General features: G+C 66.0%; 25 protein-coding genes and 3 tRNA genes. 4 read left to right on the top strand and 24 right to left on the bottom strand.

Annotated features, from left to right (window positions below; all coding sequences use genetic code 11):
• Positions 1–105 precede the first annotated feature (105 nt).
• The 20 genes from PBT88_RS08345 to PBT88_RS08250 form a co-directional block, all read right to left on the bottom strand.
• Positions 106–771 carry a tetratricopeptide repeat protein gene (locus tag PBT88_RS08345; protein WP_270078733.1) on the bottom strand — a complete coding sequence of 222 codons (666 nt, stop codon included), beginning with the start codon at positions 769–771 and terminating at the stop codon, positions 106–108.
• Positions 768–1,175 carry a cytochrome c-type biogenesis protein gene (locus PBT88_RS08340; RefSeq protein WP_270078732.1) on the bottom strand — a complete coding sequence of 136 codons (408 nt, stop codon included), beginning with the start codon at positions 1,173–1,175 and terminating at the stop codon, positions 768–770. Before PBT88_RS08340 ends, PBT88_RS08345 begins: the two co-directional genes overlap by 4 nt.
• Positions 1,172–1,714: a DsbE family thiol:disulfide interchange protein gene (locus PBT88_RS08335; protein ID WP_270078731.1), complete on the bottom strand. Its 543-nt coding sequence runs from the start codon at positions 1,712–1,714 to the stop codon at positions 1,172–1,174. Before PBT88_RS08335 ends, PBT88_RS08340 begins: the two co-directional genes overlap by 4 nt.
• Positions 1,711–3,645 (bottom strand): heme lyase CcmF/NrfE family subunit, encoded by a 1,935-nt coding sequence (locus PBT88_RS08330; RefSeq protein WP_270078730.1) that lies wholly within the window; start codon positions 3,643–3,645, stop codon positions 1,711–1,713. The genes PBT88_RS08335 and PBT88_RS08330 overlap by 4 nt, the downstream gene beginning before the upstream one ends.
• The gene (gene ccmE, locus PBT88_RS08325) at positions 3,642–4,079 is read right to left on the bottom strand and encodes a cytochrome c maturation protein CcmE (protein ID WP_270078729.1); all 438 of its coding nucleotides are present in this window, start codon (positions 4,077–4,079) and stop codon (positions 3,642–3,644) included. Before ccmE ends, PBT88_RS08330 begins: the two co-directional genes overlap by 4 nt.
• Positions 4,076–4,204, bottom strand: a complete 129-nt coding sequence (locus tag PBT88_RS08320) for a hypothetical protein (RefSeq protein WP_270078728.1) — start codon at positions 4,202–4,204, stop codon at positions 4,076–4,078. Before PBT88_RS08320 ends, ccmE begins: the two co-directional genes overlap by 4 nt.
• Positions 4,201–4,920 (bottom strand): heme ABC transporter permease CcmC, encoded by a 720-nt coding sequence (gene ccmC, locus PBT88_RS08315; RefSeq protein WP_270078727.1) that lies wholly within the window; start codon positions 4,918–4,920, stop codon positions 4,201–4,203. The genes PBT88_RS08320 and ccmC overlap by 4 nt, the downstream gene beginning before the upstream one ends.
• Before the next feature lie 87 nt (positions 4,921–5,007).
• The gene (locus PBT88_RS08310; protein WP_270078726.1) at positions 5,008–6,054 is read right to left on the bottom strand and encodes a Glu/Leu/Phe/Val family dehydrogenase; all 1,047 of its coding nucleotides are present in this window, start codon (positions 6,052–6,054) and stop codon (positions 5,008–5,010) included.
• Positions 6,055–6,142: 88 nt separating this feature from the next.
• Positions 6,143–6,219 (bottom strand) — tRNA-His (locus PBT88_RS08305).
• A 160-nt stretch (positions 6,220–6,379) separates the two neighbouring features.
• Positions 6,380–6,853, bottom strand: a complete 474-nt coding sequence (locus PBT88_RS08300; RefSeq protein WP_270078725.1) for a nuclear transport factor 2 family protein — start codon at positions 6,851–6,853, stop codon at positions 6,380–6,382.
• Between the two features lie 72 nt (positions 6,854–6,925).
• A tRNA-Val gene (locus tag PBT88_RS08295) sits at positions 6,926–7,000 on the bottom strand.
• 180 nt (positions 7,001–7,180) lie between these two features.
• Positions 7,181–7,453: an HU family DNA-binding protein gene (locus PBT88_RS08290; protein WP_270078724.1), complete on the bottom strand. Its 273-nt coding sequence runs from the start codon at positions 7,451–7,453 to the stop codon at positions 7,181–7,183.
• Positions 7,454–7,598: 145 nt separating this feature from the next.
• Entirely contained in the window at positions 7,599–9,992 is a 2,394-nt protein-coding gene (gene lon / locus PBT88_RS08285; RefSeq protein WP_270078723.1) for an endopeptidase La, read from the bottom strand.
• A 139-nt stretch (positions 9,993–10,131) separates the two neighbouring features.
• Entirely contained in the window at positions 10,132–11,487 is a 1,356-nt protein-coding gene (locus PBT88_RS08280) for a carbohydrate porin (protein ID WP_270078722.1), read from the bottom strand.
• Positions 11,488–11,491: 4 nt separating this feature from the next.
• Complete coding sequence (locus PBT88_RS08275; RefSeq protein WP_270078721.1) at positions 11,492–12,745, bottom strand: sugar MFS transporter; 1,254 nt, start codon at positions 12,743–12,745, stop codon at positions 11,492–11,494.
• A gap of 197 nt (positions 12,746–12,942) precedes the next feature.
• Positions 12,943–14,211 carry an ATP-dependent Clp protease ATP-binding subunit ClpX gene (gene clpX, locus PBT88_RS08270; protein ID WP_270078720.1) on the bottom strand — a complete coding sequence of 423 codons (1,269 nt, stop codon included), beginning with the start codon at positions 14,209–14,211 and terminating at the stop codon, positions 12,943–12,945.
• A gap of 396 nt (positions 14,212–14,607) precedes the next feature.
• Positions 14,608–15,264 carry an ATP-dependent Clp protease proteolytic subunit gene (locus tag PBT88_RS08265; RefSeq protein WP_270078719.1) on the bottom strand — a complete coding sequence of 219 codons (657 nt, stop codon included), beginning with the start codon at positions 15,262–15,264 and terminating at the stop codon, positions 14,608–14,610.
• 111 nt (positions 15,265–15,375) lie between these two features.
• Entirely contained in the window at positions 15,376–16,326 is a 951-nt protein-coding gene (locus PBT88_RS08260; protein ID WP_270078718.1) for a glycosyltransferase family 2 protein, read from the bottom strand.
• A 111-nt stretch (positions 16,327–16,437) separates the two neighbouring features.
• Positions 16,438–18,153: a trigger factor gene (gene tig, locus PBT88_RS08255; RefSeq protein WP_270078717.1), complete on the bottom strand. Its 1,716-nt coding sequence runs from the start codon at positions 18,151–18,153 to the stop codon at positions 16,438–16,440.
• 57 nt (positions 18,154–18,210) lie between these two features.
• Positions 18,211–18,295: transfer RNA gene (locus PBT88_RS08250), tRNA-Leu, on the bottom strand.
• Positions 18,296–18,438: 143 nt separating this feature from the next.
• Here PBT88_RS08250 and PBT88_RS08245 point away from each other — a divergent pair.
• Complete coding sequence (locus PBT88_RS08245; RefSeq protein WP_270078716.1) at positions 18,439–19,323, top strand: aldose 1-epimerase family protein; 885 nt, start codon at positions 18,439–18,441, stop codon at positions 19,321–19,323.
• A gap of 199 nt (positions 19,324–19,522) precedes the next feature.
• Entirely contained in the window at positions 19,523–19,768 is a 246-nt protein-coding gene (locus tag PBT88_RS08240; RefSeq protein WP_270078715.1) for a hypothetical protein, read from the top strand.
• A 2-nt stretch (positions 19,769–19,770) separates the two neighbouring features.
• On the opposite strand, the gene gatB is transcribed toward PBT88_RS08240, so the two are convergent.
• From gatB to gatC, 4 genes are read right to left on the bottom strand one after another with little or no spacing between them, the layout of a single operon-like run.
• Positions 19,771–21,243, bottom strand: a complete 1,473-nt coding sequence (gene gatB, locus PBT88_RS08235) for an Asp-tRNA(Asn)/Glu-tRNA(Gln) amidotransferase subunit GatB (protein WP_270078714.1) — start codon at positions 21,241–21,243, stop codon at positions 19,771–19,773.
• A complete protein-coding gene (locus PBT88_RS08230; RefSeq protein ID WP_270079206.1) occupies positions 21,240–21,623 on the bottom strand; it encodes a hypothetical protein in 384 nt (127 codons plus the stop codon). Before PBT88_RS08230 ends, gatB begins: the two co-directional genes overlap by 4 nt.
• Before the next feature lie 26 nt (positions 21,624–21,649).
• The gene (gatA, locus tag PBT88_RS08225) at positions 21,650–23,134 is read right to left on the bottom strand and encodes an Asp-tRNA(Asn)/Glu-tRNA(Gln) amidotransferase subunit GatA (protein WP_270078713.1); all 1,485 of its coding nucleotides are present in this window, start codon (positions 23,132–23,134) and stop codon (positions 21,650–21,652) included.
• Positions 23,134–23,433 (bottom strand): Asp-tRNA(Asn)/Glu-tRNA(Gln) amidotransferase subunit GatC, encoded by a 300-nt coding sequence (gene gatC / locus PBT88_RS08220; RefSeq protein ID WP_270078712.1) that lies wholly within the window; start codon positions 23,431–23,433, stop codon positions 23,134–23,136. The genes gatA and gatC overlap by 1 nt, the downstream gene beginning before the upstream one ends.
• A gap of 78 nt (positions 23,434–23,511) precedes the next feature.
• Between gatC and PBT88_RS08215 the strand changes: the two genes are divergently transcribed.
• Positions 23,512–24,633 carry a DUF3089 domain-containing protein gene (locus PBT88_RS08215; protein ID WP_270078711.1) on the top strand — a complete coding sequence of 374 codons (1,122 nt, stop codon included), beginning with the start codon at positions 23,512–23,514 and terminating at the stop codon, positions 24,631–24,633.
• Complete coding sequence (gene ruvX, locus PBT88_RS08210; protein ID WP_270078710.1) at positions 24,630–25,091, top strand: Holliday junction resolvase RuvX; 462 nt, start codon at positions 24,630–24,632, stop codon at positions 25,089–25,091. The genes PBT88_RS08215 and ruvX overlap by 4 nt, the downstream gene beginning before the upstream one ends.
• Positions 25,092–25,644: the final 553 nt, after the last annotated feature.

Raw genomic sequence — 25,644 nt, 5'->3', positions numbered from 1 at the left:
TCCGCCCCGGCTTCAACGGGCGTGGCACTAGCACCACCCCGCCGGGCCTGCAACGCCGCCCACGACCGGGCGTGCCTTTGCGGGACGCCGGTGCGGAACGCCGGATCATAGGCCGGGCGATGCGGCCCCCGCCTCGCGCTGTGCCGCGGCCGCCCGCATCATGTCGAACATCGCGAGTCGCTGGGCCAGCGGCGCGCGCCATGGCGACGCCGCCGGCAGGCTGGCATAGAGCGCCCGCCAGCGTTGCTCGGCCGCGCCCACATCGCCCGATTCAAGCTCGGCGAAACCCCGGAAGTAGGCAGGCGCCGGATCGCCCGGCTTGGCGACCCGATCGGCGCGATCGAAGGCCAGCGCCACCGCCGGCGTGATATGCGCGCCCGCGACCATGAACAACGCATGGGCATAGCCGATGCGCAGATCGACATCGTCGGGATGCTTCAGGATCGCGTTGCGCAGCAGCCCGGCGGCCGCCCCGTCCATGCCCGTGCGGTGGAAGGCATCGGCGGTGCCCAGCATGATCCCGGTCTCGCCGAAATGGTTGAGGAAGCGCAGCCGCTCGGTGGCGAACAGGGTGTCGCTCCGCAGCCCCTCGTCCCGCCCCGCCGCCGGCGCGCCGGGCAGGCCGGGATTGCCCTGCCAGGCATAGCCCGCTGCCGCGGTGAACAGCGCCGCGGCAGCCAGCATCAGCGCCGACCTGCCGAGCCGCAACGGCCAGGCCAAGATCCCTAGAATGACGAGCGCGAGGATCGCGAAGATCAGCCAGCCCATCATGCCACCCGTCGCCGCCGGAACGCCGTCCGCGCGAGCAGCCAGCCCAAGCCGAGCAGCACGATGGGCGCCGCCCACAGCGGCCACGTCATCGCGTCGATCGCGGGTTGATAGCTGACCCAGCGGCCATAGCGCGCGATCAGCCACGCGCGAATCGCCTGCGGCGTCTCGCCCGCCGCGATCCGCTGGCGGACCAGCGCCCGCATGTCGCCGGCGAGATCGGCATCCGAATCGGCGATCGACTGGCCCTGGCAGACGACGCAGCGGATGGTCTGCATCAGCGCCTGCGCGGCGGCCTCCTGCCGCGCATCGGGAAGCTGGGTGTAGGACAAAGGCGCAGGCGCCAACGTCGGGTCGGCAAGCAGCGCCGTCGGCACCGCCACGAGCAGCAGGAGCGCCCGCCTCACCCCTGCGCATCCCGGATCGCGGCGAGGATGTCGCCGATGTCCTGCGGGCCGATCGGGCCGATATGCTGGAGGCGGATCAGGCCCTTGCCGTCGATCACATAGGTTTCGGGAACGCCCGAGGAGCCGATCGCGATCTGCAGCGCGGATTGGGAATCATCGCCGATGCGATCATAGGGATCGCCATATCGCCGCAGGAAGCCCAGGCTGTCCGCCGGCCTGTCGCGGCTGGCAATGCCCTCGATCACCGCGCCGGACTGCTTGAGCGTCTGCAACTGCGGCATTTCCTCCGCGCAGGGGATGCACCAGCTGCCGAAGATGTTGATCAACCGGACCTTGCCGTCGGCGAAGCTGGCCGAGGTCAGCGGCGGCTGGCCGGGGCGCGTGCTGGGCAGCGAGAAAGCCGGCAGCGGCTTACCGATCATCTGCGACCGCACGCTGTTGTCGTGCGGACGGATCAGCCCGGCTGCGACCAGCGCGAGCACGATCAGGAACGCCGCCAGCGGCAGCCACAACAGGATGCGGATCGTCCTCAGGCTCATCGAAACCTCGCAAATCCGGACTGCTCTTCGGCCTTGCGCCGGCGCGGCAGCGATCGCCCGATCAGCGACAGCGCGCCGCCGATCGCGATCAGCGTGCCGCCCAGCCAGATCAACGTCACGAACGGCTTCCACCACAGCCGCAGCTGCCAGCGCCCGCCCGGCACCGGCTCGCCGACGACGGTGTAGAGTTGCCCGTCGGGCCGCGTCGCGATCGCGCTCTCGCTGGTCTGCTGGGGCGGATTGTCGAAGGTGCGCTGGGCCGGCCGCAGCGTGATCGGGGTGGCGGTGCCGCGCGTCGCCACCAGAGTCGCCTGCACCGCGGTGTAATTCTCGCCCGCGACCGGTTCGATCGCCGCGAAGCGCACCGCATAGGGGCCGACCCGCACCATCTCGCCCGGCCGCGCGGCGACCAGCGTCTCCTGGGTGAAGGCGCTTTCGGAGGCCATGCCGGCGAGGCTCACCGCCACGCCGAAATGCGCGACCACCATGCCCCAGGTGAACAAAGGCGTGCGGCGCAGGTTGCGCTTCCACAGCGGCGCCACGCTCGCCGCGGCGGTGCCGGCGGCAAGCGCCAGCCCGAGCAGCGGCAGGATGTGGAGACCGGGCGCCCACCACAGCGCGACGGCCAGCGCGACGATCACCAGCACCGCCGGGATCGCGATCCGCTTGCCGACCGCCACGATCTGGTCGCGCCGCCAGCGCATCACCGGCCCGGCCGCCATCACCGCGACGAGGATCAGGGCGATCGGCCCTGCGGTCGCGTTGAAATAGGGCGGCCCGACCGAGACCTTGGTGCCCATCGCCTCGGTGAACAGCGGATAGAGCGTGCCGATCAGCACGATCGCGAGGATCACCGAGAGCAGCAGGTTGTTGACCACCAGCGCGCCCTCGCGGCTGACCGGCTCGAAGCGATTGCCCTCGCTGACCGTCGCGATGCGGGCACCGAACAGAGCGAGCGCGCCGCCGATATAGAGCGCCAGCAGTACCAGGATGAAGGCGCCGCGTCGCGGATCCAGCGCGAAGGCATGGACCGAGGTGAGGACGCCCGAGCGCACCAGGAAGGTGCCGACCATGCTCATCGAAAAGGCGACCACCGCCAGCATCACCGTCCAGGCACGCAGGCCATCGCGGGTCGCCAGCACCGTTACCGAATGGAGCAAGGCGGTCGCCGCCAGCCACGGCATCAGCGAGGCGTTCTCGGTCGGATCCCAGAACCACCAGCCGCCCCAGCCCAGCTCATAATAGGCCCAATAGCTGCCGGCGGTGATGCCGAGCGTCAGGAACATCCAGGCGCCGAGCACCCAGGGTCGCATCGCGCGGGCGAAGGCAGGGCCGACGTCGCGGGTCAGCAGCGCGCCGACCGCGAAGGAAAAGGCCACCGACAGGCCGACATAGCCGACGTAAAGCGTGGGCGGGTGGAAGGCGAGACCCGGATCCTGCAACAGCGGGTTGAAGCCATTGCCTTCGGCCGGCACGTCATAGACCCGTGCGAAGGGGTTGGACGAGAACAGCAGGAAGGCGAAGAAGCCGAGCGCGATCACACCCTGCGCGGCGATCGTCGCGGCCAGCGTGCGTTCCGGCAGGCGCCGCTCGAACAGCGCGACCGCGGCGCCGGCCAGCGCCAGGATCGTCACCCACATCAGCATCGAGCCCTCGTGGTTCCCCCACGCGCCGGTGATGCGATACAGCGTCGGCAGGGTCGTCGCGCTATCGTCGACGACCAGCTTCACCGACAGGTCGGTGCGGTAGAAGACGAGCAGCAGGGCGCCGAACGCGGTCGCCGTCATCACCGCCTGCGCGATCGCGACCGGGCGCACCGCCCGCATCAGATCCTCGCCGCCGGCTTTCAGCACAGCTAGGCCGAGGCAGGCCTGGAGCGCCGCGAAGGCCGCCGCGATCCACAGCGCGATCAGGCCGGTCTCAGCGATCATTTCTTCAAACTCGCGCTCTGGTGCATGCCATTGCCGGCCAGTTCGGGCGGCTTGTAATTCTCGTCATGCTTGGCGAGGATCGTATCGGCGACGAACTGGCCGGGGGCGGTGAAGCGCCCCTCCGCGACCACGCCCGATCCCTCGCGGAACAGGTCCGGCACGATGCCGGTATAGCGCGCGGCGACGGTGGCGATCCCGTCGGTGACGCGGAAATCGATGGTGACGCCATCCGTCTCGCGGCGCAGCGAGCCCTTTTCGACGACGCCGCCGAGCCGCACCGCCTGCCCCAGCGCGACATGGTCGCGCAGCGCATCGCTCGGCGAGTAGAAATAGGAGGCGCGATCCTTCAAAGCCGACATGGCGAGCAGCGCCGCACCGACCAGCGCGACGAGCGCGATCAGCGCCAGCACGAGCCTCTGGTTCTTCGCCTTCATCGCCGTTTCAGCGCGTCGGCGGCGCGCTCCGCCCGGCGCATCTGCACGAAGCTCGCCAGCGTGATCGCCAGCGTGCCGAGCCCCGCCACGCCATAGGCCGCGAGCACGAAGGGCCATTGGTTCATGCGTCGCTTCCCATGCGGCGAAGCCGCGCATCGACCTTCTGGCGCGCCAGCATGGCCCGCATCCGCATCAGCACGATCGCGCCGAACAGCAGCGAGAATCCCAGCACCGCGATCGGCAGCGGCCACAGGATCGAGCCGGCGATGGTCGATCCGGTCAGCGTGATGCTCTCGCCCTGGTGGAGCGTGCGCCACCACAGCACCGAATAATGGATGATCGGCAGGTTGATGACGCCGATCACGCCGAAGATCGCCGCGATCCGGCCCTGCCGGCCCTGCTCGGCCTCGGCATGGGCGAGCGCGATATAGGCGATGTAGACGAACAGCAGGACGAGCATCGAGGTCAGGCGACCGTCCCACTCCCACCATGTCCCCCAGGTCGGCCGTCCCCAGATCGAGCCGGATGCGAGGCAGATCGCGGTGAACACCGCACCGGGCAGCGCCACCGCGCGCGCCGCGACATTGGCGAGCGGATGCCGCCAGACCAGTTCCATGATGCTGGCGACGGCGATCCCGCCCCAGCCGGCCATGCCGAGCCACGCCGTCGGTACGTGGATATACATGATCCGCACCGTCTCGCCCTGCAGGTAATCCGGCGGGGTCAGCGTCAGCCCTGCCCCCAATCCTGCGACCACCAGCAGCGCGCCGAGCCAGCCGAGCCAGCCGGTCAATGGGCGCGCAATCTGGAGGAATCGAGCAGGATTGGCGAAGATATGCATATTCAGGCCGAGGCTCTACGACGCGCGGAGCGTCTGGGGAAGGTGGCTTTGGTGCGATGGCACCTTCCCCGAAACCGCGAGATGGGCTTATCCGCGGCCGATCAGCTTCTGCGCCATGCGATCCGCCACGATCGCAGCCGGCTCGCCGGTCGATGCGCTTTCCTGCCAGATCGTGTCCAGGCGGCCCGGAATCTCGGCGATCCGCTTCTCCACCTCGGCGCGATCGCCATGGCCGAGATATTCGAGCCCGACATTGATGATGCCGCCCGCGTTGATGACGTAATCCGGCGCGTAGGTGATGCCGCGTGCATGGATGCGCCCGCCGTCCTCCGGCGTCGCCAGCTGGTTGTTGGCGCCGCCCGCCACCACCGGCGCGCGCAGCGCGGCGATGCTCTCGGCGGTCAGGATCGCACCGAGCGCGCAGGGGCTGATCACGTCGGCCTCGACCGACAGGATGCTGTCGGCCGGCACGGCCTCGCCGCCCAGTTCCGCCGCCAGCGCCTTGGCGCGATCGACGTTGACGTCGGCCAGCGTCAGCTTGGCGCCGTCTCTGGCCAGCAACCGGGCGAGCCCGCCGCCGACGCTGCCGACGCCCTGGATGGCGACATGCACGCCGTTCATGTCATCGCGCCGGAGGGCATGGCGCACCGCGGCCCGGACGCCCAGATAGATCCCATGCGCGGTAAACGGCCCCGGATCGCCGCCAGCGGCACCGCCTGCCACCGGCAGGCCGGAAACATGGCTGGTCTGCTTGGCGACCTCCACCATATCGGCATCCGAAATGCCGACATCTTCGGCGGTGACATAGCGCCCGCCCAGGCTCTCGACCGAACGGCCGAACGCCGCGAGGAGTGCATGGGTCTTGGCGCCGGTCGGATCGGCGAGGATCACCGCCTTGCCGCCGCCCATCGGCAGACCGGCCATCGCGTTCTTGTAGCTCATACCGCGCGAGAGGCGCAGTGCATCGGTGATAGCATCGTCGGAGCGGGCGTAGGTCCAATAGCGGCAACCGCCGGCCGCCGATCCGAGATGGGTGGAATGGATGGCGATAATCGCGCTCAGGCCCGACGCGGTATCCCGGAAGAAGTGGACGCCTTCATGCTCGTCGAAATCGGGATAGTCCCAGGGGGCCATATGCGATCACCTCGCGGCCGGTCCATGACGGGAAGATCAGGGAGCCCGGCCACAATCCCCAGTCACGCTGGCCGAACAAAGGGGACGGTGGGGCGACCGACGGGTCTTGAACCCGCGACCTCCGGTACCACAAACCGGCGCTCTAACCAACTGAGCTACGGTCGCCACAAGCCGTCCACGGCAGCGTGGGGGCGCCATAGGGGCGCCCAACGGCCGGCGTCAAGGCAAGTCCGCCGGCCCGCGCACCGATAATAGAATAGCCGCCGAACGCAACAGATTCGTTCGTATACGATGCTGCCTGCGTTCCGATATGTCGAACGCCGGCCTAAAGGCCCAGTTCGCTGAGCGAAGGATGATCGGCGGGACGCGGCCCCGACGCATCCCAATGGAAGAATCGCTCCCGTTCCGCGATCGCGACGTCGTTGATGCTGGCATGGCGCTCGCACATCAGTCCGGCCGCATCGAATGCCCAATTCTCATTGCCATAGGAGCGATACCAGCCGCCTGCGGCATCCCGCCATTCATAGGCGAAGCGGACGGCGATCCGGTCGTCGGTGAACGCCCATAATTGCTTGATCAGCCGATAATCCTGCTCGGCCTGCCATTTGCGGGTAAGGAAAGCGACGATCGCGGCGCGGCCGGAAAGGAACTCGCTGCGGTTCCGCCAGCGGCTGTCGGCCGTATAAGCGAGCGCGACACGCGCGGGATCGCGGCTGTTCCAGCCATCTTCGGCGGCACGCACCTTGGCGATCGCCGATTCGCGGGTGAAAGGCGGCAAAGGGGGCCGTAGGTCGCTCATCCCGATCCTTCCCGAAATCGTGCCTCGTAGCGCGATCGGGCCGGATTTTACAGGCGCCTGGGAAGACGGACGTGGTGGGCGCGACAGGGATTGAACCTGTGACCCCACCCGTGTGAAGGGTGTGCTCTACCGCTGAGCTACGCGCCCACGTCCGGATGCCGGGATCTGGAAGGCCTGGGCCTTCACCGGCGCGACGGGCAATCCCGTCGGGTTGGGGGCGGTTAGCGCGACCCGGCGTGACTGTCCAGCACTGTTATGTGCGGAAACGGGAAAGACGGCCAAATTCCCCCGAACCGGCCGTCTTTGCCACGGTCTCGACCGACCGCTTTAGTTGACGGCGTCCTTCAGGCCCTTGCCCGCCTTGAATTTGGGCTGGCTCGAGGCCGCGATCGACATCGGCTCGCCGGTGCGCGGGTTTCGCCCGGTCGATGCCTTGCGCTTGCTGACAGAAAAGGTGCCGAAGCCGACGAGGCGAACCTCGTCACCCTTCTTGAGCGTGCCGGTGATGCTGTCGAACACGCTCTCCACGGCCTTGCTCGCATCGCTGCGCGTCAAGCCCGCCGATTCCGCCACCGCGCCGATAAGCTCCTGCTTGTTCATCCCTCAGAAACCCCCTGTCCACTTGTCGGGCCACACCCCGTTTGGAACCTTCAGCCATGTGGAAACACGGCCTTATCGGGAAGAGGGGCGCAAAAAAGGGGCGAGTCAAGCGACCCGCCCCCGTTGTTGCGACCAACCGTTGCAATCAGTGGCGAATCGTCGCCTCGCCCCGCAGCGCCGGGGCCGGCTCCGCCGCCAGTTCGTCCGCCTCGGTCCACTCGATCGGCACGATCGGCGACACCAGCGCGCGGGCCAGCACCTCATCGAGATGCGAGACCGGCACGATCTCCAGCCCGTCGGTGATCGAGCTCGGGATCTCGGCGAGATCCTTCTCATTCTCCTCGGGGATCAGCACGGTGCGGATGCCGCCGCGCAGCGCCGCCAGCAGCTTCTCCTTGAGGCCGCCGATCGGCAGCACGCGGCCGCGCAGGGTGACCTCGCCGGTCATCGCCACATCCTTGCGCACCGCGACGCCGGTCAGCGTCGAGATGATCGCGGTGGCCAGACCGATGCCGGCCGACGGGCCGTCCTTGGGCACCGCGCCCTCGGGCAGATGGATATGGATGTCCTTCCGCGCGAACAGGCTCGGCCGCACGCCATAGGCCGGCGACCGCGCCTTCACGAAGGAGAAGGCGGCCTGCACCGATTCCTTCATCACGTCGCCGAGCTTGCCGGTGGTGGAGATCAGCCCCTTGCCGGGCACCGTCACCGCCTCGATCGTCAGCAGCTCGCCGCCGACCTCGGTCCAGGCGAGGCCGGTCACCGCACCGATCTGGTCCTCGGTGTCGGACACGCCGTAGCGATATTTCCGAACACCGGCGAACTCCGCGAGGTTGCCGGCATCGACGGTGATCGCCTTGGCCTTCTTCTCGAGGATGCGACGCAGAACCTTGCGCGCCAGCCGCGCGATCTCGCGCTCCAGCGTGCGGACGCCGGCTTCCCGCGTGTAATAACGGATCAGGTCGAGCAGCCCGTCGTCGGTGAGCGTGAACTCGCCCTCCTTGAGGCCATGCGCCTCGATCTGCTTGGCGAGCAGATGCGCCTTGGCGATCTCCAGCTTCTCCTGCTCGGTATAGCCCTCGAGCCGGATGATCTCCATGCGGTCGAGCAGCGGCTGCGGCAGGTTCAGGCTGTTCGCGGTGCACACGAACATCACGTCCGACAGATCGATGTCGATCTCCAGATAATGATCCTGGAACTTGGCGTTCTGCTCCGGGTCGAGCACTTCGAGCAGAGCCGACGCCGGATCACCGCGGAAATCCTGGCCGAGCTTGTCGATCTCGTCGAGCAGGAACAGGGGATTGCTGGTCCCTGCCCGCTTGAGGTTGGTAACGATCTTGCCCGGCAGCGAGCCGATATAGGTCCGCCGGTGACCGCGAATCTCGGCCTCGTCGCGGACGCCGCCCAGCGACTGGCGGATGAACTCGCGCCCGGTCGCCTTGGCGATCGACTTGCCGAGCGAGGTCTTGCCGACGCCCGGCGGGCCGACGAGGCACAGGATCGGCCCCTTCAGCTTGTTGGTGCGCGCCTGCACCGCGAGATATTCGACGATGCGCTCCTTCACCTTCTCCAGCGCATAATGATCCTCGTCGAGAATCGCCTGGGCGGCCTCGATATCCTTCTTGATCTTGCTCTTCTTGCCCCACGGGAGCCCGAGCAGGACGTCGAGATAGTTGCGCACGACCGTGGCCTCGGCCGACATCGGCGCCATCGTCTTGAGCTTCTTGAGCTCGGCGGTCGCCTTGGTGCGGGCTTCCTTGGAGAGCTTGAGCGTCGCGATCTTCTGGGTCAGCTCGGCGACTTCGTTGCCGTCCTCCCCCTCCTCGGCACCCAGCTCGCGCTGGATCGCCTTGAGCTGCTCGTTCAGATAATATTCGCGCTGGGTCTTCTCCATCTGGCGCTTCACGCGCGAGCGGATCTTCTTCTCGACCTTGAGCACGCCGAGCTCGCCCTCCATGAAGGCGAACGCCATCTCCAGCCGCTTGAGCGGGTCGGCCTCGATCAGCATCGCCTGCTTGTCGGCGACCTTCACCGCGATGTTGGCGGCGACCATGTCGGACAGCTTGTTGGCGGTCTCCACCTGCCCGAGCTGGGTCGAGGTCTCGGCCGGCAGCTTCTTGTTGAGTTTGGCATAATTGTCGAACTGATCGACCACCGAGCGCATCAGCGCCTGCGCCTCGGCGCCTTCCGGCTCCTCGGGATCGTCGATCAGCGTGACGGTCGCGGTGAGCGACTTGCCGTCGCCTTCCAGCGCCTCCATCGTCGCGCGCTGCTTGCCCTCGACCAGCACGCGCACCGTGCCGTCCGGCAGCTTGAGCAGCTGGAGCACGGTGGCGACGACGCCGAGATCATAGAGCGCCGAGCGATCGGGATCATCCTCGGCCGGATCGAGCTGGGCGACGAGGAAGATGTTCTTGTCGGCTGCCATCGCGGTTTCGAGCGCCGCCACGGATTTCTCGCGGCCCACGAAGAGCGGCACGATCATGTGCGGGAAGACGACGATGTCGCGCAGAGGCAGGACGGGAAGCGTATCGGTCAAATGTGGTCTCCGGCAGGACGGCGATGAGTCCGCCCCGTTCGGAGAGCAATATGGCGATGGAGGGCGCCCGCATCAATGCGGACGCCGCTCATCCTGTCCCACGCCCTTCTCGGGCGCGGGAGATCAGGCTTTTTCGGCGTTAGAAAGTAACGCCGCTCTTGATGCCGAACACGACCAGATTGCGGGCATCGTGATAGCCGCCCGGGTTGGCGACATATTGCACGTTGGGCCGCACCACCAACCAGTCGCGGAAGTGGATACCGTAATAGAGTTCGGCTTCATATTCGGCATCGGGCTTCTCGGTGCCCGGCGTGGCCAGCACCAGCGCCTCGGCGGCGCGGCCATTATAGTTGGTCCGCGCGACGGCGAGGCCGATATCGTCCTTCGGGCGGAACGCGAACGGGCCGACATAGGTCGCGCCGACCGCCACCTGGTTATCGGTCTTCTCGGTGTTGCGATCGGTCTGGGTCACGTTGACGAACACGCTGAGGCCATGCGTCACGGACGGCCCCTTCACGGGATCGTCGGTGTAGGTGCCGGTCAGCTGCTGCTGCAGCAGGACGTAGATGCCGTAGCGACCCGAATGGTCCATCGGGTCGAGGCCGGTGATCGCGGTCGGGCGATGATCGTCGCCCACCAGCACGTCGACCGCGTTGGAGCTGTTGTACCAGCCGCCGATCCGGTAGGTGCCGGGCAGATGGTTCGTGCCGAGATGCGGCGTCCATCCGAATTCGAACGGGACGAGCACGCCGGTCGCGCCGCCGTGGCTGAGCGCGAAATCATTCTTCAGGTTGTTCGGGTTGTTCTCATAGGCGCCGATCATCGCATACCAGCTCTTGTGCTTAGCGCGCAGCCGCGCGCCCCACTGCGAAACCGGCCAGTTATACCAGTAATCGCCCGCGATATTGCCGACGGGCGCGCCACAGAAGGACAGATTCTCGAAATCACAGGAGAAGGACGAGAAATCCGTTCCCATGGCGAGGCGGCCCGCCTTGAGGTCCAGCGTCGGGGTGATCTGCTGCTGATACCAGAGCTCGGTCAGGCGCCAGGTCTGGCCGCGGCCATAGACTTCCTGCACCTGCTGGAGATCGTTGAGGCCGGCGTGGGCGCCGAGATCGTCACCGCGGCGATAGGTGATCGTCGCCTGGAACGTACCGCCCTTGAGGCCGAGCAGCTTATCCGTGTCGACCGTCGCGCCGAAGGTGAACTGGCCGGTTTCGGTGGCGTCATGCCGTTCGCCACCCTGCACGTTGGCCGCAAATTCGCTGGTGTAACCGGCGGTCAGATCGACGCCATCGTTACGCAGCTTGGTGCGCAGGCCGCCCCACTCGCCGGTCAGCGTCGAGGGCGTCTTGGGCTGCTGCTGCGAATCGGCAGCATCGTTGGTGCCATTGGCGTCCGGCACCTGCTTGGCCTGCTGAGCTAGTGCCGGAACAGGGGCAAGCGTCAGCGCAGACGCCGCGAGCGCGGCGCCTCGAAAGCGAGAAATCGACATATATTCAGTCCTTGGCAGGTGCGGTCATCCCGAAGATGCCGATGAAAACATAGCAGATGAGCGGAATGATCAGCGCCGTGGCGATGCTGGTGGCATCCGCCAGCCCGCCGGTGGCGAGCGGCAGGATCGCGCCACCGACGATCGCCATGCAGAGCAGGCCTGATCCCTCGGCGGTCTTGGCGCCAAGTCCTTTAAGGGACAATGAAAAGATCGTCGGGAACATGATCGAGTTGAACAGCCCGACGGCGATCAGCGCCCAGCCGGCGATCGGCCCGGAAGTGAACATCGACGCCAGCACCAGCAAACCGGCAAGGGCGGCGAATGCCGCCAGCAGGCGGCCCGGCTCGATCCGCTGGAGCAGCGCGGCGCCGACGAAACGGCCGACCATCGCGCCACCCCAATAGAGCGAAAGGCGATGGCCGGCGGTCTCGGCGTCGATCCCCATGGTTGACGGCAGCTGCAGATAATTGACCAGCGTGCTGCCGATCGACACCTCGGCGCCGACATAGGCGAACAGCGCGATCACGCCGAGCAGCACCCGGCGATTACCGAGCAGCGAGAGGCTGTCCATGAAGCCGACCGCCTCGGGCCGCTCGTCGCGCACCGCGTTGCGGCGCGCCCAGAAGATCCCCGCGATGATCAGCAGGACGATCGCGATGGCCACATAGACATGCGCGATCACGGCGCTTTCGCTCGCGCGGAAGGCGTCCAGCGCCGTGCCCGAAAGTGTCGAAGGATCGGTGGCAGCGGCGCCGCTCAGGATCAGGCTCGAGCCGACGAACGGCCAGACCGTGGTGCCCAGCGAGTTGAAGGCCTGCGCGAAGGTGAGCCGGCTGCTCGATGTCTTTTCGTCACCCAGCAGCGCGATGAAGGGATTGGCCGCGACCTGGAGGATGGTGATGCCGCCGGCGAGGACGAACAGCGCGCCAAGGAAGCTCGCATACATGCCCGATCCCGCTGCCGGCCAGAAAAGCAGGGCGCCGATAGCGCTGACCACGAGGCCAGTGACGATGCCGCGGAGATATCCGATCCGCGCGACCAGCGCGCCGGCTGGCACAGACACGATGAAATAGGCCGTGAAGAACGCAAACTGGGTAAGCATCACATCCGCGTAACTGAGCGAATAGAGGCCCTTGAGCTTGGGGATGAGAATATCGTTGAGGCTGGTGGCGCCGCCCCACATGAAGAACAGACCGATCACCAGCCACGCCAGTGTCCGGGACGTTCCCCCCTTCGCTTCCACAGCAGCCTGATTCATGGACACCCTGCTCCCCTTTATAGATGGAGGAGTGTCGCCCCCTCCCCGCGTGACAACTACCCAAAGAAAATTAGGTTTCGTCTTGCAACGCTAAGCCCTAGCTTTTTTTGAATACTCAGACAAGTTTCCCGACATGATAAAAAAAGAGCGCCCCCGGTTTCCCGGGGGCGCCCTGTGCTTGAGCCGGCAAGACGCGATCAGGCGGCGCCCGAAGCTTCCTTTGCCTTTTTGGCGAAGACGCGAATCGGCTCCTTGCGGCCCTCGATCACGTCCTTGTCGATCATGATCTCGTCGACGCCTTCCATCGACGGCAACTCGAACATCGTGTCGAGCAGGATCGATTCGAGGATCGACCGCAGGCCGCGCGCGCCGGTCTTGCGATCGATCGCCTTCTTGGCGACCGCGACCAGCGCCTCGTCGGTGAAGGAGAGCTTCACGCCCTCCATGTCGAACAGCTTCTGATACTGCTTCACCAGCGCGTTCTTGGGCTCGGACAGGATCTTGACCAAGGCGACCTCGTCGAGATCCTCCAGCGTCGCGATCACCGGCAGACGGCCGACGAACTCGGGGATCAGACCGAACTTGAGCAGATCCTCGGGCTCGCACTGGCGCAGCGTCTCGCCGACGCGGCGCTCTTCCGGGCTCGACACGAAGGCGCCGAAGCCGATCGACTTGCCCTGCAGGCGATCCGCGATGATCTTCTCGAGGCCCGAGAAGGCGCCGCCGCAGATGAACAGGATGTTGGTCGTGTCGACCTGGAGGAACTCCTGCTGCGGATGCTTGCGGCCACCCTGCGGCGGAACGCTCGCGGTGGTGCCTTCCATCAGCTTGAGCAGCGCCTGCTGGACGCCCTCGCCCGACACGTCGCGCGTGATCGAGGGATTGTCGGCCTTGCGGCTGATCTTGTCGATCTCGTCGATGTAGACGATGCCGCGCTGCGCGCGCTCGACATTATAGTCGGACGCCTGGAGCAGCTTGAGGATGATGTTCTCGACATCCTCGCCGACATAGCCCGCCTCGGTGAGCGTCGTCGCGTCGGCCATGGTGAACGGCACGTCGAGGATGCGCGCGAGCGTCTGCGCGAGCAGCGTCTTGCCGCAACCGGTCGGCCCGACGAGCAGGATGTTCGACTTGGCGAGCTCGACCTCGGCACCCTTGGCGCCATGATTGAGCCGCTTGTAATGATTGTGGACCGCCACCGAGAGCACGCGCTTGGCCTTAAACTGGCCGATGACATAGTCGTCGAGGACGTCGCAGATCTCCTGCGGGGTGGGCACGCCACCGTCCTTCTTCGACACCAGCGCGGACTTCGTCTCCTCGCGGATGATGTCGTTGCACAGCTCTACGCACTCGTCGCAGATGAACACGGTGGGGCCTGCGATCAGCTTGCGGACCTCATGCTGGCTCTTCCCGCAGAACGAGCAATATAAAGTGCTCTTGCTGTCGCCGCCGCTCAATTTCGTCATATTCCGTCCTTCAGCGCCGGATATCCGGCTGTCATAATTGACTCGGGCAGTCTAGCCGCTTGGCCTATCCGGGCAATGGCCTTCGCGTCAAATCCCGTTGCGCCTACCCGAACCGTCGCCACGATGGCTCTACTCTAGCGGAGCAATCGTCAATATGTGGCGAATTTTGCCGGAGACAAGACAAGCCTCCAAGACGCCGAGCCGAACTGGGCGGAGCCTGGTGCGCATGCTTGGCCGCCACTGCCGCCACCGTCGGCGGCGCCCACTATCCGTCAGACAAGTGGACTTGCCGGGTTCGATCACCGCATGCGTGATGTGCCGTCGCTCCGGCACCAGCACGCCGGGCGGCCAAGCCCCGTTTCGGGAAACCCGGCCGCCCAGCCCCAGCCTATCGCATCAGGCGGCGGGCTTCTCGTCGGTCGGCGCCGGGCGCTTGTCGAACACCTCGTCGATCAGGCCGAATTCCTTGGCCTCATCGGCCTCCAAGAACTTGTCGCGATCCATCGCGTGCTCGATCGCCTCGATCGGCTTGCCGGTATATTGCGCGTAAAGCGAATTCAGGCGGTGGCGCATCCGCAGGATCTCGCGCGCCTGAATCTCGATGTCCGCGGCCATGCCCTGCGCACCGCCCGAAGGCTGGTGGATCATGATGCGGCTGTTGGTCGTCGCGATCCGCATGCCCGGCTCGCCCGCCGCGAGCAGGAAGCTGCCCATCGACGCGGCCTGGCCGATGCACAGCGTGCCGACGCGCGGACGGATATACTGCATGGTATCATGGATCGCGAGGCCCGCCGTGACGACGCCGCCCGGCGAGTTGATGTACATGAAGATGTCCTTCTTCGGGTTCTCGGACTCGAGGAAGAGCAACTGCGCGCAGATCAGCGAGGCCATATGGTCCTCGACGCCGCCGGTGATGAAGACGATGCGCTCGCGGAGCAGGCGCGAATAGATGTCGAAGCTGCGCTCGCCGCGGCTCGATTGCTCGATGACGATCGGCACGAGGCCGGCCGCTGCATCGTTGTGGAAAATGCCTTCCGGAGTGGTCACGGTCATGAAAATCGGCGTCCTTCTGCCCTAGCCGGGATTACATCGGCGCTTGGCGAGAGGACTTCAAGGGGGATTGGGGCAGCGTCCGGCCGCCATCCACAGGAGAGTGTAAGGGGCTCAGCGTTCGCCGGGCGCCGGCAGTGCCAAATAGGCCAACCGCCGCATCTCGCGCCGCCCCCGCGTCACCGTATCGAGAATCAGTCCGCAAAAGAAACTGAGCGAAGCGAGGATGCCGAGCCCGGTGACGAGGACCGCGGTCGGCTGGCGCGGCACCAGCCCGGTCTGCGCGTAGGTGGCGATCAGCGGGATCGCCAGGATCAGCGCCAGGATCAGCAGCAGCAAACCGATATTGCCGAAGAACAGCACCGGCCGCTCGATCCGATAGAGGTTCAGGATCGTCTTGAGGATGCGCCAGCCGTCGCGATAGGTGGAGAGCTTGGACGCCGAGCCTTCCGGGCGGGCGCCATATTCGGTTTCGATCTCGGACACCGGCATCCGCAGTTCCAGCGCGTGGACGCTGATCTCGGTCTCGATCTCGAAGCCGGCGGACAGGATCGGGAAGCTCTTCACGAAACGGCGCGAGAAGACGCGATAGCCGGACAGGATATCGGAGAAGCTGCGGCCGAAGAGCTGGGCCAGCATCCCGGTCAGCATCCGATTGCCCAGCCTGTGGCCGCGCCGATAGGCCAGTTCGACCTCCGAACGGCGCGAGCCCACCACCATGTCGAGATTCTCGTCGATCAAGCGCTCGACCAGCAGGGGAGCGGCGCCGGCATCATAGGTCGCGTCGCCATCGGCCATCACATAGACGTCGGCCTCGACATCCGCGAACATCCGGCGGACGACATGGCCCTTGCCCTGCATCCGCTCGGTGCGGACGATCGCGCCGGCTGCACGGGCATAATCCACCGTGCGATCCGAACTGTTGTTGTCGTAGACGTAGATCGCCGCATCGGGCAGCGCCGCACGGAAGGCGGCGACCGTCTGACCGATCGCCGCTTCCTCATTATAACAGGGCAGGATGACGGCGATACGGGGCTCGACCGCTTCCCGAACACCAACCGTCATTCATTCCTCCGTTCGCACTGAGCGTGTCGAAGTGCGTGAAACCAACGCGCCCCGCCCGCCGCACGTCCTTCGCTCATGCTTGGGACGAACGGGGACGAGGGTTGGCTTCGATCAGGCCTCGGCCTTCTTGGCAGGCGCCTTCTTGGCGGCCGGCTTCTTGGCCGGTGCTTCGGCAGCGTCCGTCGCTTCGTCGGCAGCGGCCTTCTTCGGCGCGGCCTTCTTGGCGGCCGGCTTCTTGGCCGGGGCCTCCTCGGCAACGGCTTCGGCTTCTGCTTCGGCCGGGGCGGCTTCCGCCTTCTTCTTGGCGGCGGGCTTCTTGGCCGGCTCGGCCTTCACGTCCTCGGCTTCGGCCGGCTCAGCCTTCTTGGCAGCGGCCTTCTTCGCCTTGGGCTTATGGTCATGGTCATGGTCATGGTCATGATCATGGTCGTGGTCGTCATGGTCGTGGCCATGGTGATCATGATCGTGGTTGTGGACATGGGTGCCGGACGCGAAGCCATCCTCGCTCTCGATCGCGGCTTCCAGCTCTTCGCGGGTCACGGTGCGATCGCTGATCTCGGCCTTGCCGAACAGGAAGTCGACGACCTTGTCCTCATAGAGCGGCGCGCGCAGCTGGGCGGCCGCCATCGGATCCTGCTGGACATATTCGAAGAAACGCTTCTGGTCTTCCGGGCGATACTGCTGGGCAGCCTGCTGCATCAGGCGCTGCATCTCGGCCTGGCTGACCTCGACGCCATTGGCCTGGCCGATCTCGGAGAGGAGCAGGCCGAGGCGCACGCGGCGCTCGGCGATCGCCTCGTAATCGCCCTTGTCGGCTTCCAGCTCGGCCATCGCCGCGGCCGGATCGGCCTCGTGCGTGGTCTCATGCTCGAGCTGCGACCAGATCTGCTGGAACTCGGCAGCGACCATCGACGGCGGCACCGGGAAGTCGTGACCCTCGGCGAGCTGATCGAGCAGCTTGCGCTTCATATAGGTGCGGGTCAGGCCGTTCAGCTCCTGCTCGACCTGGCCCTTGATCAGCTCCTTGAGCTGGTCGAGGCCGGTCAGGCCCAGCTGCTTGGCGAACTCGTCGTCGATCACCTGCTCGGCCGGCACCTTCAGCTCGGTGACGGTGACGGCGAACACGGCATCCTTGCCGGCCAGCTCCTTGGCGGGATAATCCTTCGGGAAGGTGACGTTCAGATCGCGGCTCTCGCCCTTCTTCACGCCTTCCAGGCCGCTCTCGAAACCGGGGATCAGACGACCCGAGCCGAGCTCGATCGACATGCCCTCGCCGGTGCCGCCATCGAAGGCGACGCCGTTCACGGTGCCCTTGTAATCCATCACGACGAGATCGCCCTCGACCGCCGGATGCCCCTCGGGTGCATCCTCATGGCGCTTGGACTGGGCGGCGATGCGCTCGATCTGGTCGTTGATCTCGGCCTCGGGGGCCTCGACGGTCAGGCGCTCGAGCGTGAGGCCTTCGATCTGCGGGGCGGGCACGTCCGGCAGCACCTCGAGGGTGACGGCCAGTTCGGCGTCCTTGCCCTCTTCATAGGCCTCGTCGAGATCGACGGCCGGCTGGGTCGCCGGGCGCAGCTTCTGCTCGGCGAGCAGCGACTGCACGCTGTCCTGCACGGTCGCGTTCAGCGCGTCCTGATGCAGGGCCGGGCCATGCATCTTCTTGACGAGGTTGGCGGGCACCTTGCCGGGGCGGAAACCCGGCATCTTCATCTGGGGCGCCATCTGCTTCACCTGAAGCTCGACCCGCGCGGCGATATCCTTCGCCGGGATCGTGACCTTGTAGCCACGCTTCAGTCCCTCGTTCAACGTCTCGACAGTCTGCATGATCGGCCTTCTTGTCTCGGGAATCTCTTTAAGCGGCACCAGTCCGGGCGGAGGGACTGGTGCGGGCGAAGGGACTCGAACCCCCACATCTTGCGATACTGGAACCTAAATCCAGCGCGTCTACCAGTTCCGCCACGCCCGCGTGCTTGCCGCCGGTCGGCGCGCGTCTATAGCAGGCCGGCGCGCGAGGGCAAGCGCACTGGTAGTGCAAGCATCGGCCACCGCCAATCACAAATTGCGCGCCGGATGACTGGACGCCGCCGCCACAGGCGTCATGATGCCGCCATGACCGATCCCGTCACCCTCGCGTCGCCCGGCCTCGCCGTCACCATCTCGCCGCTCGGCGCCGAATTGCAGGCCGTGACCGACGAGCGCGGCCGCGATTGGCTATGGGACGGCGACGAACGCTGGTGGACCGGCCGCGCCCCGGTCCTGTTTCCGACCGTCGGCGCGCTGGCGAATGCGACGGCACGGTTCGGCGGCCGGGATTACCCGATGGCCCAGCACGGCTTCGCCCGGAAGCGCGCCTTCGCGGTGATCGAGCAGGTCGAGCGATCGGCGACATTCCGGCTGGAGGCCGACGAGGACAGCAAGGCGCATTATCCCTTCGCCTTCCGCCTCGATGTCACGCATCAGCTCGACGGCACGACGCTGGAGACGGTGTCGCAGGTCACCAACATGGGCGACGTGCCGATGCCGGCCGGCGCGGGCTACCATCCTGCGCTTCGCTGGCCGTTGCCGGGCACCGGTGGCGCCTCGCGCTTCGAACATATCCTCCGCTTCGATGCCGACGAGCCCGAGCCGATCCGGGGCGTGATCGCAGGCGGCCTGCTCGGTGGCGAACACCCCACCCCGATCCGGGAAGACACCCTCGCCCTGCACGATTCGCTGTTCGAGAATGACGCACTGGTGCTCGATCGGCCGAACAGCCGGGGGCTATGGTATGGCGTGCCGGGCCAGCCCGGCGTCCGCGTCGATTTCGCGGACATGCCCTATCTCGGCATCTGGACCAAGCCTGGCGCCGGCTATCTGTGCATCGAGCCCTGGCATTCGCACGCCGACGACGCAGGCTTCTCCGGCGAATTCGCGGAGAAGCCCGGCATCGTCACGCTCGCGCCGGGCGAAAGCCGGGACTTCGCGATGGCGCTGACCTTCGGCGTGCTTCTCTAGAGGTGGCCTCTCGTGCTCCTGCGCAGGCAGGAGCCCAGAGCCACGGGCGTAGCCGGTCTTCACCTGGGCTCCTGCCTACGCAGGAGTACGAAAGGCAATAGGTAGCGCACCGCCGGAACCCGAAAGTTCGGAGCCATCTCCGGATCGCCGCGTTCGATGGCTGGCACCCGCCGTCGCCAGCGTATCAGTGGAGTATCCCGTGGACCTGACCCAGACCCAAATCCCGCTGTCCGAAGCCGCGTCGCAAGGAAGCCTCGCGGTCGCGCTCCATTTCAAGCTGATCGCGACGCTGCACAGCATCGGCAAGCTCGACGACGGAGAGGTAGCGACCGTCGGCCAGGCGCTGATCGCCGAACTGCCCGGCGTGCAGGAGCGCTTCGAGGCGTGGACCCTGCTCGAAAGCCTGATCCCCGATTTTCAGCGCCCCGAACGCGTGAACGGCTGAACTCAGCCGTCCAGCGCCTTCTTGAGCAGTTCGTTGACCACGCCCGGATTGGCCTTGCCGCCCATTGCGCGCATCGTCTGGCCGACGAAGAAGCCGAACAACTTGTCCTTGCCGCCGCGATAGTCGGCGACCTTGTCGGGGTTGGCGTCCATCACCTTGGCGATCTCGGCCTCGATCGCGCCGGTGTCGCTGGTCTGCTTGAGGCCGCGCTCCTCGACGACGACGCCGGCATCCTGCCCGGTCTCCAGCATCACCTCGAACACCTGCTTGGCAAGCGTGCCCGACAAGGTGCCGTCCGCGACCAGCGTGAGCAGTCCGGCGGCCTGCTTCGGCGACACCGGGCTGTTGGCGATATCACGGCCCAGCCGGTTGAGCGCGCCGAACAGCTCCGACATCACCCAGTTGGCCGCCGTCTTGGCCGGCGCGCCCTCATCCAGCATCTGCTCGAACCAGCGCGCCGTCTCGACGTCCGCGGTCAGCACATCGGCATTGTAGGTGGAGATGCCGAGCACCTCCTCGTAGCGCTTGCGCTTGGCATCGGGCAGTTCCGGCAGCGATGCGCGCGCTTCCTCCAGAAAGGCATCGTCCAGGATGAGCGGCAGCAGGTCCGGGTCCGGGAAATAGCGATAGTCGTGCGCGTCTTCCTTGGACCGCATCGATCGGGTCGCGCCTTTGCCGCCATTGCCATCGGGGTCGAACAGGCGGGTCTCCTGCACCACGGTGCCGCCATCCTCGATGAGATCGACCTGACGGCGCGCCTCCAGTTCGATCGTCGCCATGACGAAACGGATCGAGTTGACGTTCTTGGTTTCGGTGCGCGTACCGAATTCCTCGCCGGGCCTGCGCACCGAGACGTTGACGTCGGCGCGCATCGAGCCCTGCTCCATATTGCCGTCGCACGAGCCGACATAGCGCAGAATCGATCGGAGCTTCTTGACGTAAGCCCCTGCTTCCGCGGGCGAACGCATATCCGGCTTGGAGACAATCTCCATCAGCGCCACGCCCGAGCGATTGAGATCGACATAGGAGCGGGTCGGATGCTGATCGTGCATCAGCTTGCCGGCATCCTGCTCGACATGGATGCGCTCGATCCCAATCGTCTTAGGCTCGGCGCCCTCCGGCTCGACCAGCAGCGAACCTTCGCCGACAAGCGGATGGAAAAGCTGCGAAATCTGATACCCCTGCGGCAGATCGGCATAGAAATAATTCTTGCGATCGAAGCGCGACCACTGGTTGATCGGCGCATTGATCGCCATGCCGGTGCGCACCGCCTGGCGAATGCATTCGCGGTTCGGCACCGGCAGCATACCCGGCATCGCCGCGTCGATCAGGCTGACCTGCGAATTGGGCTCCGCGCCGAACGCCGTGGCCGCGCCCGAGAAGAGCTTGGATTCCGACGTGATCTGCGCGTGGACCTCGAGGCCGATCACGACCTCCCACTCGCCGGTGCCGCCCTGGATACGATAGCTGCTCATGATCCGATCCGATGATGAAAATAGTTGATGGCTGAAAGAATGGCGTCGCTGGCGATCAGGGCGCCGAACCAGCAAAAGGCGATCAGGCGCAGGATCGAGGCTTCGAAACCCAGCAGCTGCCCTTCATGATGGGCGAATCCTGCTGCGATCCAGCCCACCGCCAAGGCTGGCAGGCCCAATTGCCATTCGCCGCGTACCAGCGCCGAATTGCCCATCGTCAGCCCCAGGATAAACACTGCAAGCAACACGAAAAATCGCGCCAGAACAGCATGATCGAAGGCGTGATTATCAATCTCGGCAAGCGAATTGCCGACATAGGCCGACAGGATCGCGCCGAACGCGACATTGACCGCCTCCTGCGCGTCCCGGAGCACGCGCATGTTGCGGCGACGGAAGGCGCCGTCGCCTACCACCAGACCTTCGGACGCGCCGTGAAGCCAGCCCGCTCCTCGATCGCCAGAGCGGCGTTCAGCACGCCTTGCTCGTCGAGCGGACGGCCGATGATCTGCAGGCCCAGCGGCAGCCCCTGCCCGTCCAGCCCGCCCGGCACCGACATCGCCGGCAGGCCGGCCAGCGACGAGGGCACGGTGAAGACGTCGTTCAGATACATGGCGATCGGATCGTCCGATTTCTCGCCGAGACCGAAGGCGGCGGACGGCGCGGTCGGCGTCAGCAGCACGTCGCACTGGGCAAAGGCCTGCTCGAAATCACGCACGATCAGCGAGCGCACCTTCTGCGCCTGGGTGAAATAGGCGTCGTAGAAGCCGGCCGAAAGCACATAGGTGCCGATCATGATGCGGCGCTTGACCTCGGCACCGAAGCCCTCGGCGCGGGTCGCGGCGTACATCTGCTGGAGGTTGGCGCCGTCCGGCAGATCGCGCAGGCCGTAGCGCACGCCGTCATAGCGTGCGAGGTTGGAGGAGGCCTCCGCCGGCGCGATGATGTAATAGGTCGGCAGCGCATATTTGGTGTGCGGCAGCGAGACCTCGACGATCTCGGCGCCGGCATCCTTCACGAAGTCGATGCCCTGCTGCCACAGCGCCTCGATCTCGGGCGGCATGTTGTCGACCCGATATTCCTTCGGAACGCCGACCTTCTTGCCCTTGAGATCGCCCGACAATCCTTTTTCCCAAGCGGGCACGGGGATATCCAGCGAGGTGGCGTCCTTGGCGTCGAAGCCCGACATCGCCTCGAGCATGATCGCGCAGTCGCGCACGTCGCGCGCCATCGGCCCGGCCTGATCGAGCGAGGATGCGAAGGCGACGACACCCCAGCGCGAGCAGCGGCCATAGGTCGGCTTGATGCCCGAGATGCCGGTGAAGGCGGCGGGCTGGCGGATCGAGCCGCCGGTGTCGGTGCCGGTCGCGCCCGGCGCCATCCGCGCCGAGACCGCCGAGGAGGATCCGCCCGACGAGCCGCCCGGTGCCAGCGAGGCATTGCCGCCATCGTTGCGCTTCCAAGGCGAGATCACATTGCCGAATGCCGAGGTCTCGTTGGACGAGCCCATCGCGAACTGGTCGAGGTTGAGCTTGCCGAGCATCCCGGCGCCGGCCGCGAACAGCTTGCCGGAGACGGTCGACTCATATTCCGGCACGAAGCCCTTGAGGATGCTCGAAGCCGCAGTGGTCTCGACACCCTTGGTCGCGAACAGATCCTTGATGCCGAGCGGCACGCCGGAAAGCGGCTTGAGATCGCCGGACACCCTGGCGGCATCGGCCGTGTCGGCGGCGGCCAGCGCCAGCTCCGGCGTCTCGACCAGCCAGGCGTTGAGCGGGCGGCCCTGCTCCACGGCGGCGTTGAACGCCGTCGCCACTTCGCGGGCGGAGAAGGTGCCGGCGGCCACGCCGTCGCGGATGGCAGCGATACCGAGGTCGGTCAGGTCGGCGGACATTATTCGATCACCTTGGGAACGGCGAAGAAGCCATGTTCGGCCTGCGGGGCGTTCTTGAGCACGGCATCGCGGATGCCGCCGCCGGTCGCGTCATGGGTGACGACGTCGTCGCGCAGGCGCAGATGGTTGGGGATGACGGCGGCGAGCGGCTCGACGCCCGAGGTATCGACCTCGCCCAGTTGCTCGACCATGCCGAGGATCTTGTTGAGTTCGGGCACCAGCGCCTCCGCTTCCGCATCGTTCATGGCGATGCGGGCGAGGCCGGCGATCTTGCGGACGGTGGCGAGGTCTACTGACATGCAGCGCGGCTATCATCCGCAATCCTACACTTCAAGCGCCTTGCCCGAACGAGGCCCGCCCCTTAAGCCCTGCCGCTCATGGCCGCACGCCGCTTCCTCTACGTCATCGTCGCGATCATCGTCCTGATCCTGGGAGCGGGCATCGTCTGGACGCTGTTTCCCGAAACGGTGATGCGCTGGACGTTCGTGCCGACCATCTCCTTTTCCACGCCGCCGGAAGCCGGCGCCCCCGATTACAGCGAACCCGGCGCCTGGTTGTCACGACCCGGCACGCCCGACGATCCGGCCGACTGGCTGCCCCCCGGCGTGCCCGGCACCGCGCGGACCAAAGCGGTGGTCTTCTTCGTGCCGCCGACCACCTATCTGAGCCGTGCCCACTGGAACGCGCCGATCGACGACCAGGAGATGGACCGGCGCGCCCATGTGCTGGTGCCGACCGAGGTCTCGACGTTCAGCAACGTCGCCCGCGTCTGGGCGCCGCGCTATCGGCAGGCGACGGTGGGCGCGTTCCTCACCACCAAGCCCGATTCCGCCAAGGCCCTGCAGCTCGCTTATTCGGACGTCGCGCGGGCGTTCGACGCTTTCCTGAACCAGGCGCCGCCGGACGCCCCGATCATCCTCGCGGGGCACAGCCAGGGCAGCTACCACCTGCTCCACCTGCTGCACGACAAGGTGGCCGGCGACAGGCGACTGAGGCGGCGGATCCTCGCCGTCTATGCGGTCGGCTGGCCGGTTTCGGTGGCCACCGACCTGCCGGCGCTCGGCCTGCCCGCCTGCGATAGGCCGGACCAGCATGGCTGCATCCTGAGCTGGGAAAGCTACGCAGAGCCCGCCGATGCCGCGCAGCTTCGGCTCCGCTATGATGCCGGGATCGGCTTCACCGGCCAGCCTCGCGCCCACACGCCGGCGCTCTGCGTCAATCCGCTGACCGGCACGCGGGATGGCGCGGCCCCCGCATCCGCCAATCTCGGCGCGCTCAAGCCGAACGACGGCTACAAGAGCGCGACGCTCACGCCGCACCTCGTCCCCGCCCGCTGCGATCCGGCCGGGCTGCTGCTGATCGGCCCCCCGCCTGCCGATTTCGGCCGGGCGGTATTGCCCGGCAACAACTTCCACGTCTTCGACTATGCCCTGTTCTGGGCCAATATCCGCGCCGATGCCGCCCGCCGGCTCGACGCCATGGAAAAGCATCACCGATGATCACCGCCTCGACCCCCGAATTTCGCGAAGGCCTGCCCCAGGCCGGTCGACTGGCCGGCCTCGACGTCGGCACCAAGACGATCGGCCTCGCTTATTGCGATTCCCAGTGGACAATCGCGACGCCGGCCGAAACCATCCGCCGCACCAAGTTCGGCGCCGATCTGGATGCGCTGCGCAAGATCGTCGCCACCCAGGCGATCCGCGGCTTGGTCGTCGGCCTGCCGCTCAACATGGACGGGACCGACAGCCCGCGCACCCAGGCGATCCGGGCGTTCGCGCGCAACCTCAAGCCGCTGGAACTGCCGATCCTGTTGTGGGACGAGCGCTGGTCGACCGCCGCCGTGACCCGGACGCTGCTCACCGCCGATGCCTCCCGTGCCCGCCGGGCCGAGGTGGTCGACAAGATGGCGGCGGCCTATATTCTTCAGGGCGCGATCGACGCACTGGCGAATTTCTAGAGGAAAACAACGATAATATAACGCAAATTAGACAATTTGGCGGCATTCATGAGCGCAAACACAGTGCCGTCATCAACATGGCGAATGCATCATAAAATGCCTTCAGTAGAACTGGCAAATAATTTTATTGACATTGAACGAATAAAATTAAACCTTCTGCAAGGGGTCCCATGAAGAAGGATTTATGTGATGCATCACACATCACGAATCACGATGCTCGCAACATCTGCTTTTTTTGCAATATTTCTTTCTGAACCTGCAACCGCTCAAGATAGCTTGAGTACTTCGACCTGCCAGGGAATTGCCAATCGATGCATTGCCAATTTCTCTAGTTATGGCTATAGTACGCCAAATGAGTGTTTTGACGATATGACTGGCGGAGCTTGTCAGTCCCCGGGAGTTGGTTATAATCCAAATCCAGCCGACCCTGCGCCTCCTTACCCATCGCCAGGAGCGGGCATGGGTGGCGTTCAGAACGTGTGCGTAGCGGGTGACTCTATTACAGGATGTTAACATACAACGGCGGCGTCAAGTTTGACGCCGCCTTAATAAG

It is taken from the genome of Sphingomonas abietis, assembly GCF_027625475.1.
Lineage (GTDB): Bacteria > Pseudomonadota > Alphaproteobacteria > Sphingomonadales > Sphingomonadaceae > Solisphingomonas > Solisphingomonas abietis.
The sequence above is the reverse complement of the archived record's forward strand: the minus strand, read 5'-3'. Positions and strand labels throughout refer to the sequence as shown.

Coding starts and splice junctions, on each gene's coding strand:
- PBT88_RS08260 (WP_270078718.1), bottom strand. CDS start 16,326: ATGACGGTTGGTGTTCGGGAAGCGGTCGAGCCCCGTATCGCCGTCATC.
- ccmE (WP_270078729.1), bottom strand. CDS start 4,079: ATGAAGGCGAAGAACCAGAGGCTCGTGCTGGCGCTGATCGCGCTCGTC.
- clpX (WP_270078720.1), bottom strand. CDS start 14,211: ATGACGAAATTGAGCGGCGGCGACAGCAAGAGCACTTTATATTGCTCG.
- PBT88_RS08290 (WP_270078724.1), bottom strand. CDS start 7,453: ATGAACAAGCAGGAGCTTATCGGCGCGGTGGCGGAATCGGCGGGCTTG.
- PBT88_RS08345 (WP_270078733.1), bottom strand. CDS start 771: ATGATGGGCTGGCTGATCTTCGCGATCCTCGCGCTCGTCATTCTAGGG.
- PBT88_RS08310 (WP_270078726.1), bottom strand. CDS start 6,054: ATGGCCCCCTGGGACTATCCCGATTTCGACGAGCATGAAGGCGTCCAC.
- PBT88_RS08280 (WP_270078722.1), bottom strand. CDS start 11,487: ATGTCGATTTCTCGCTTTCGAGGCGCCGCGCTCGCGGCGTCTGCGCTG.
- gatB (WP_270078714.1), bottom strand. CDS start 21,243: ATGAGCAGCTATCGTATCCAGGGCGGCACCGGCGAGTGGGAGGTCGTG.
- PBT88_RS08265 (WP_270078719.1), bottom strand. CDS start 15,264: ATGACCGTGACCACTCCGGAAGGCATTTTCCACAACGATGCAGCGGCC.
- PBT88_RS08215 (WP_270078711.1), top strand. CDS start 23,512: ATGGCCGCACGCCGCTTCCTCTACGTCATCGTCGCGATCATCGTCCTG.
- PBT88_RS08275 (WP_270078721.1), bottom strand. CDS start 12,745: ATGAATCAGGCTGCTGTGGAAGCGAAGGGGGGAACGTCCCGGACACTG.
- tig (WP_270078717.1), bottom strand. CDS start 18,153: ATGCAGACTGTCGAGACGTTGAACGAGGGACTGAAGCGTGGCTACAAG.
- gatA (WP_270078713.1), bottom strand. CDS start 23,134: ATGTCCGCCGACCTGACCGACCTCGGTATCGCTGCCATCCGCGACGGC.
- ccmC (WP_270078727.1), bottom strand. CDS start 4,920: ATGCATATCTTCGCCAATCCTGCTCGATTCCTCCAGATTGCGCGCCCA.
- PBT88_RS08335 (WP_270078731.1), bottom strand. CDS start 1,714: ATGAGCCTGAGGACGATCCGCATCCTGTTGTGGCTGCCGCTGGCGGCG.
- PBT88_RS08320 (WP_270078728.1), bottom strand. CDS start 4,204: ATGAACCAATGGCCCTTCGTGCTCGCGGCCTATGGCGTGGCGGGGCTC.
- gatC (WP_270078712.1), bottom strand. CDS start 23,433: ATGTCAGTAGACCTCGCCACCGTCCGCAAGATCGCCGGCCTCGCCCGC.
- PBT88_RS08330 (WP_270078730.1), bottom strand. CDS start 3,645: ATGATCGCTGAGACCGGCCTGATCGCGCTGTGGATCGCGGCGGCCTTC.
- PBT88_RS08245 (WP_270078716.1), top strand. CDS start 18,439: ATGACCGATCCCGTCACCCTCGCGTCGCCCGGCCTCGCCGTCACCATC.
- PBT88_RS08230 (WP_270079206.1), bottom strand. CDS start 21,623: ATGCGCGTGCTCCGGGACGCGCAGGAGGCGGTCAATGTCGCGTTCGGC.
- ruvX (WP_270078710.1), top strand. CDS start 24,630: ATGATCACCGCCTCGACCCCCGAATTTCGCGAAGGCCTGCCCCAGGCC.
- PBT88_RS08300 (WP_270078725.1), bottom strand. CDS start 6,853: ATGAGCGACCTACGGCCCCCTTTGCCGCCTTTCACCCGCGAATCGGCG.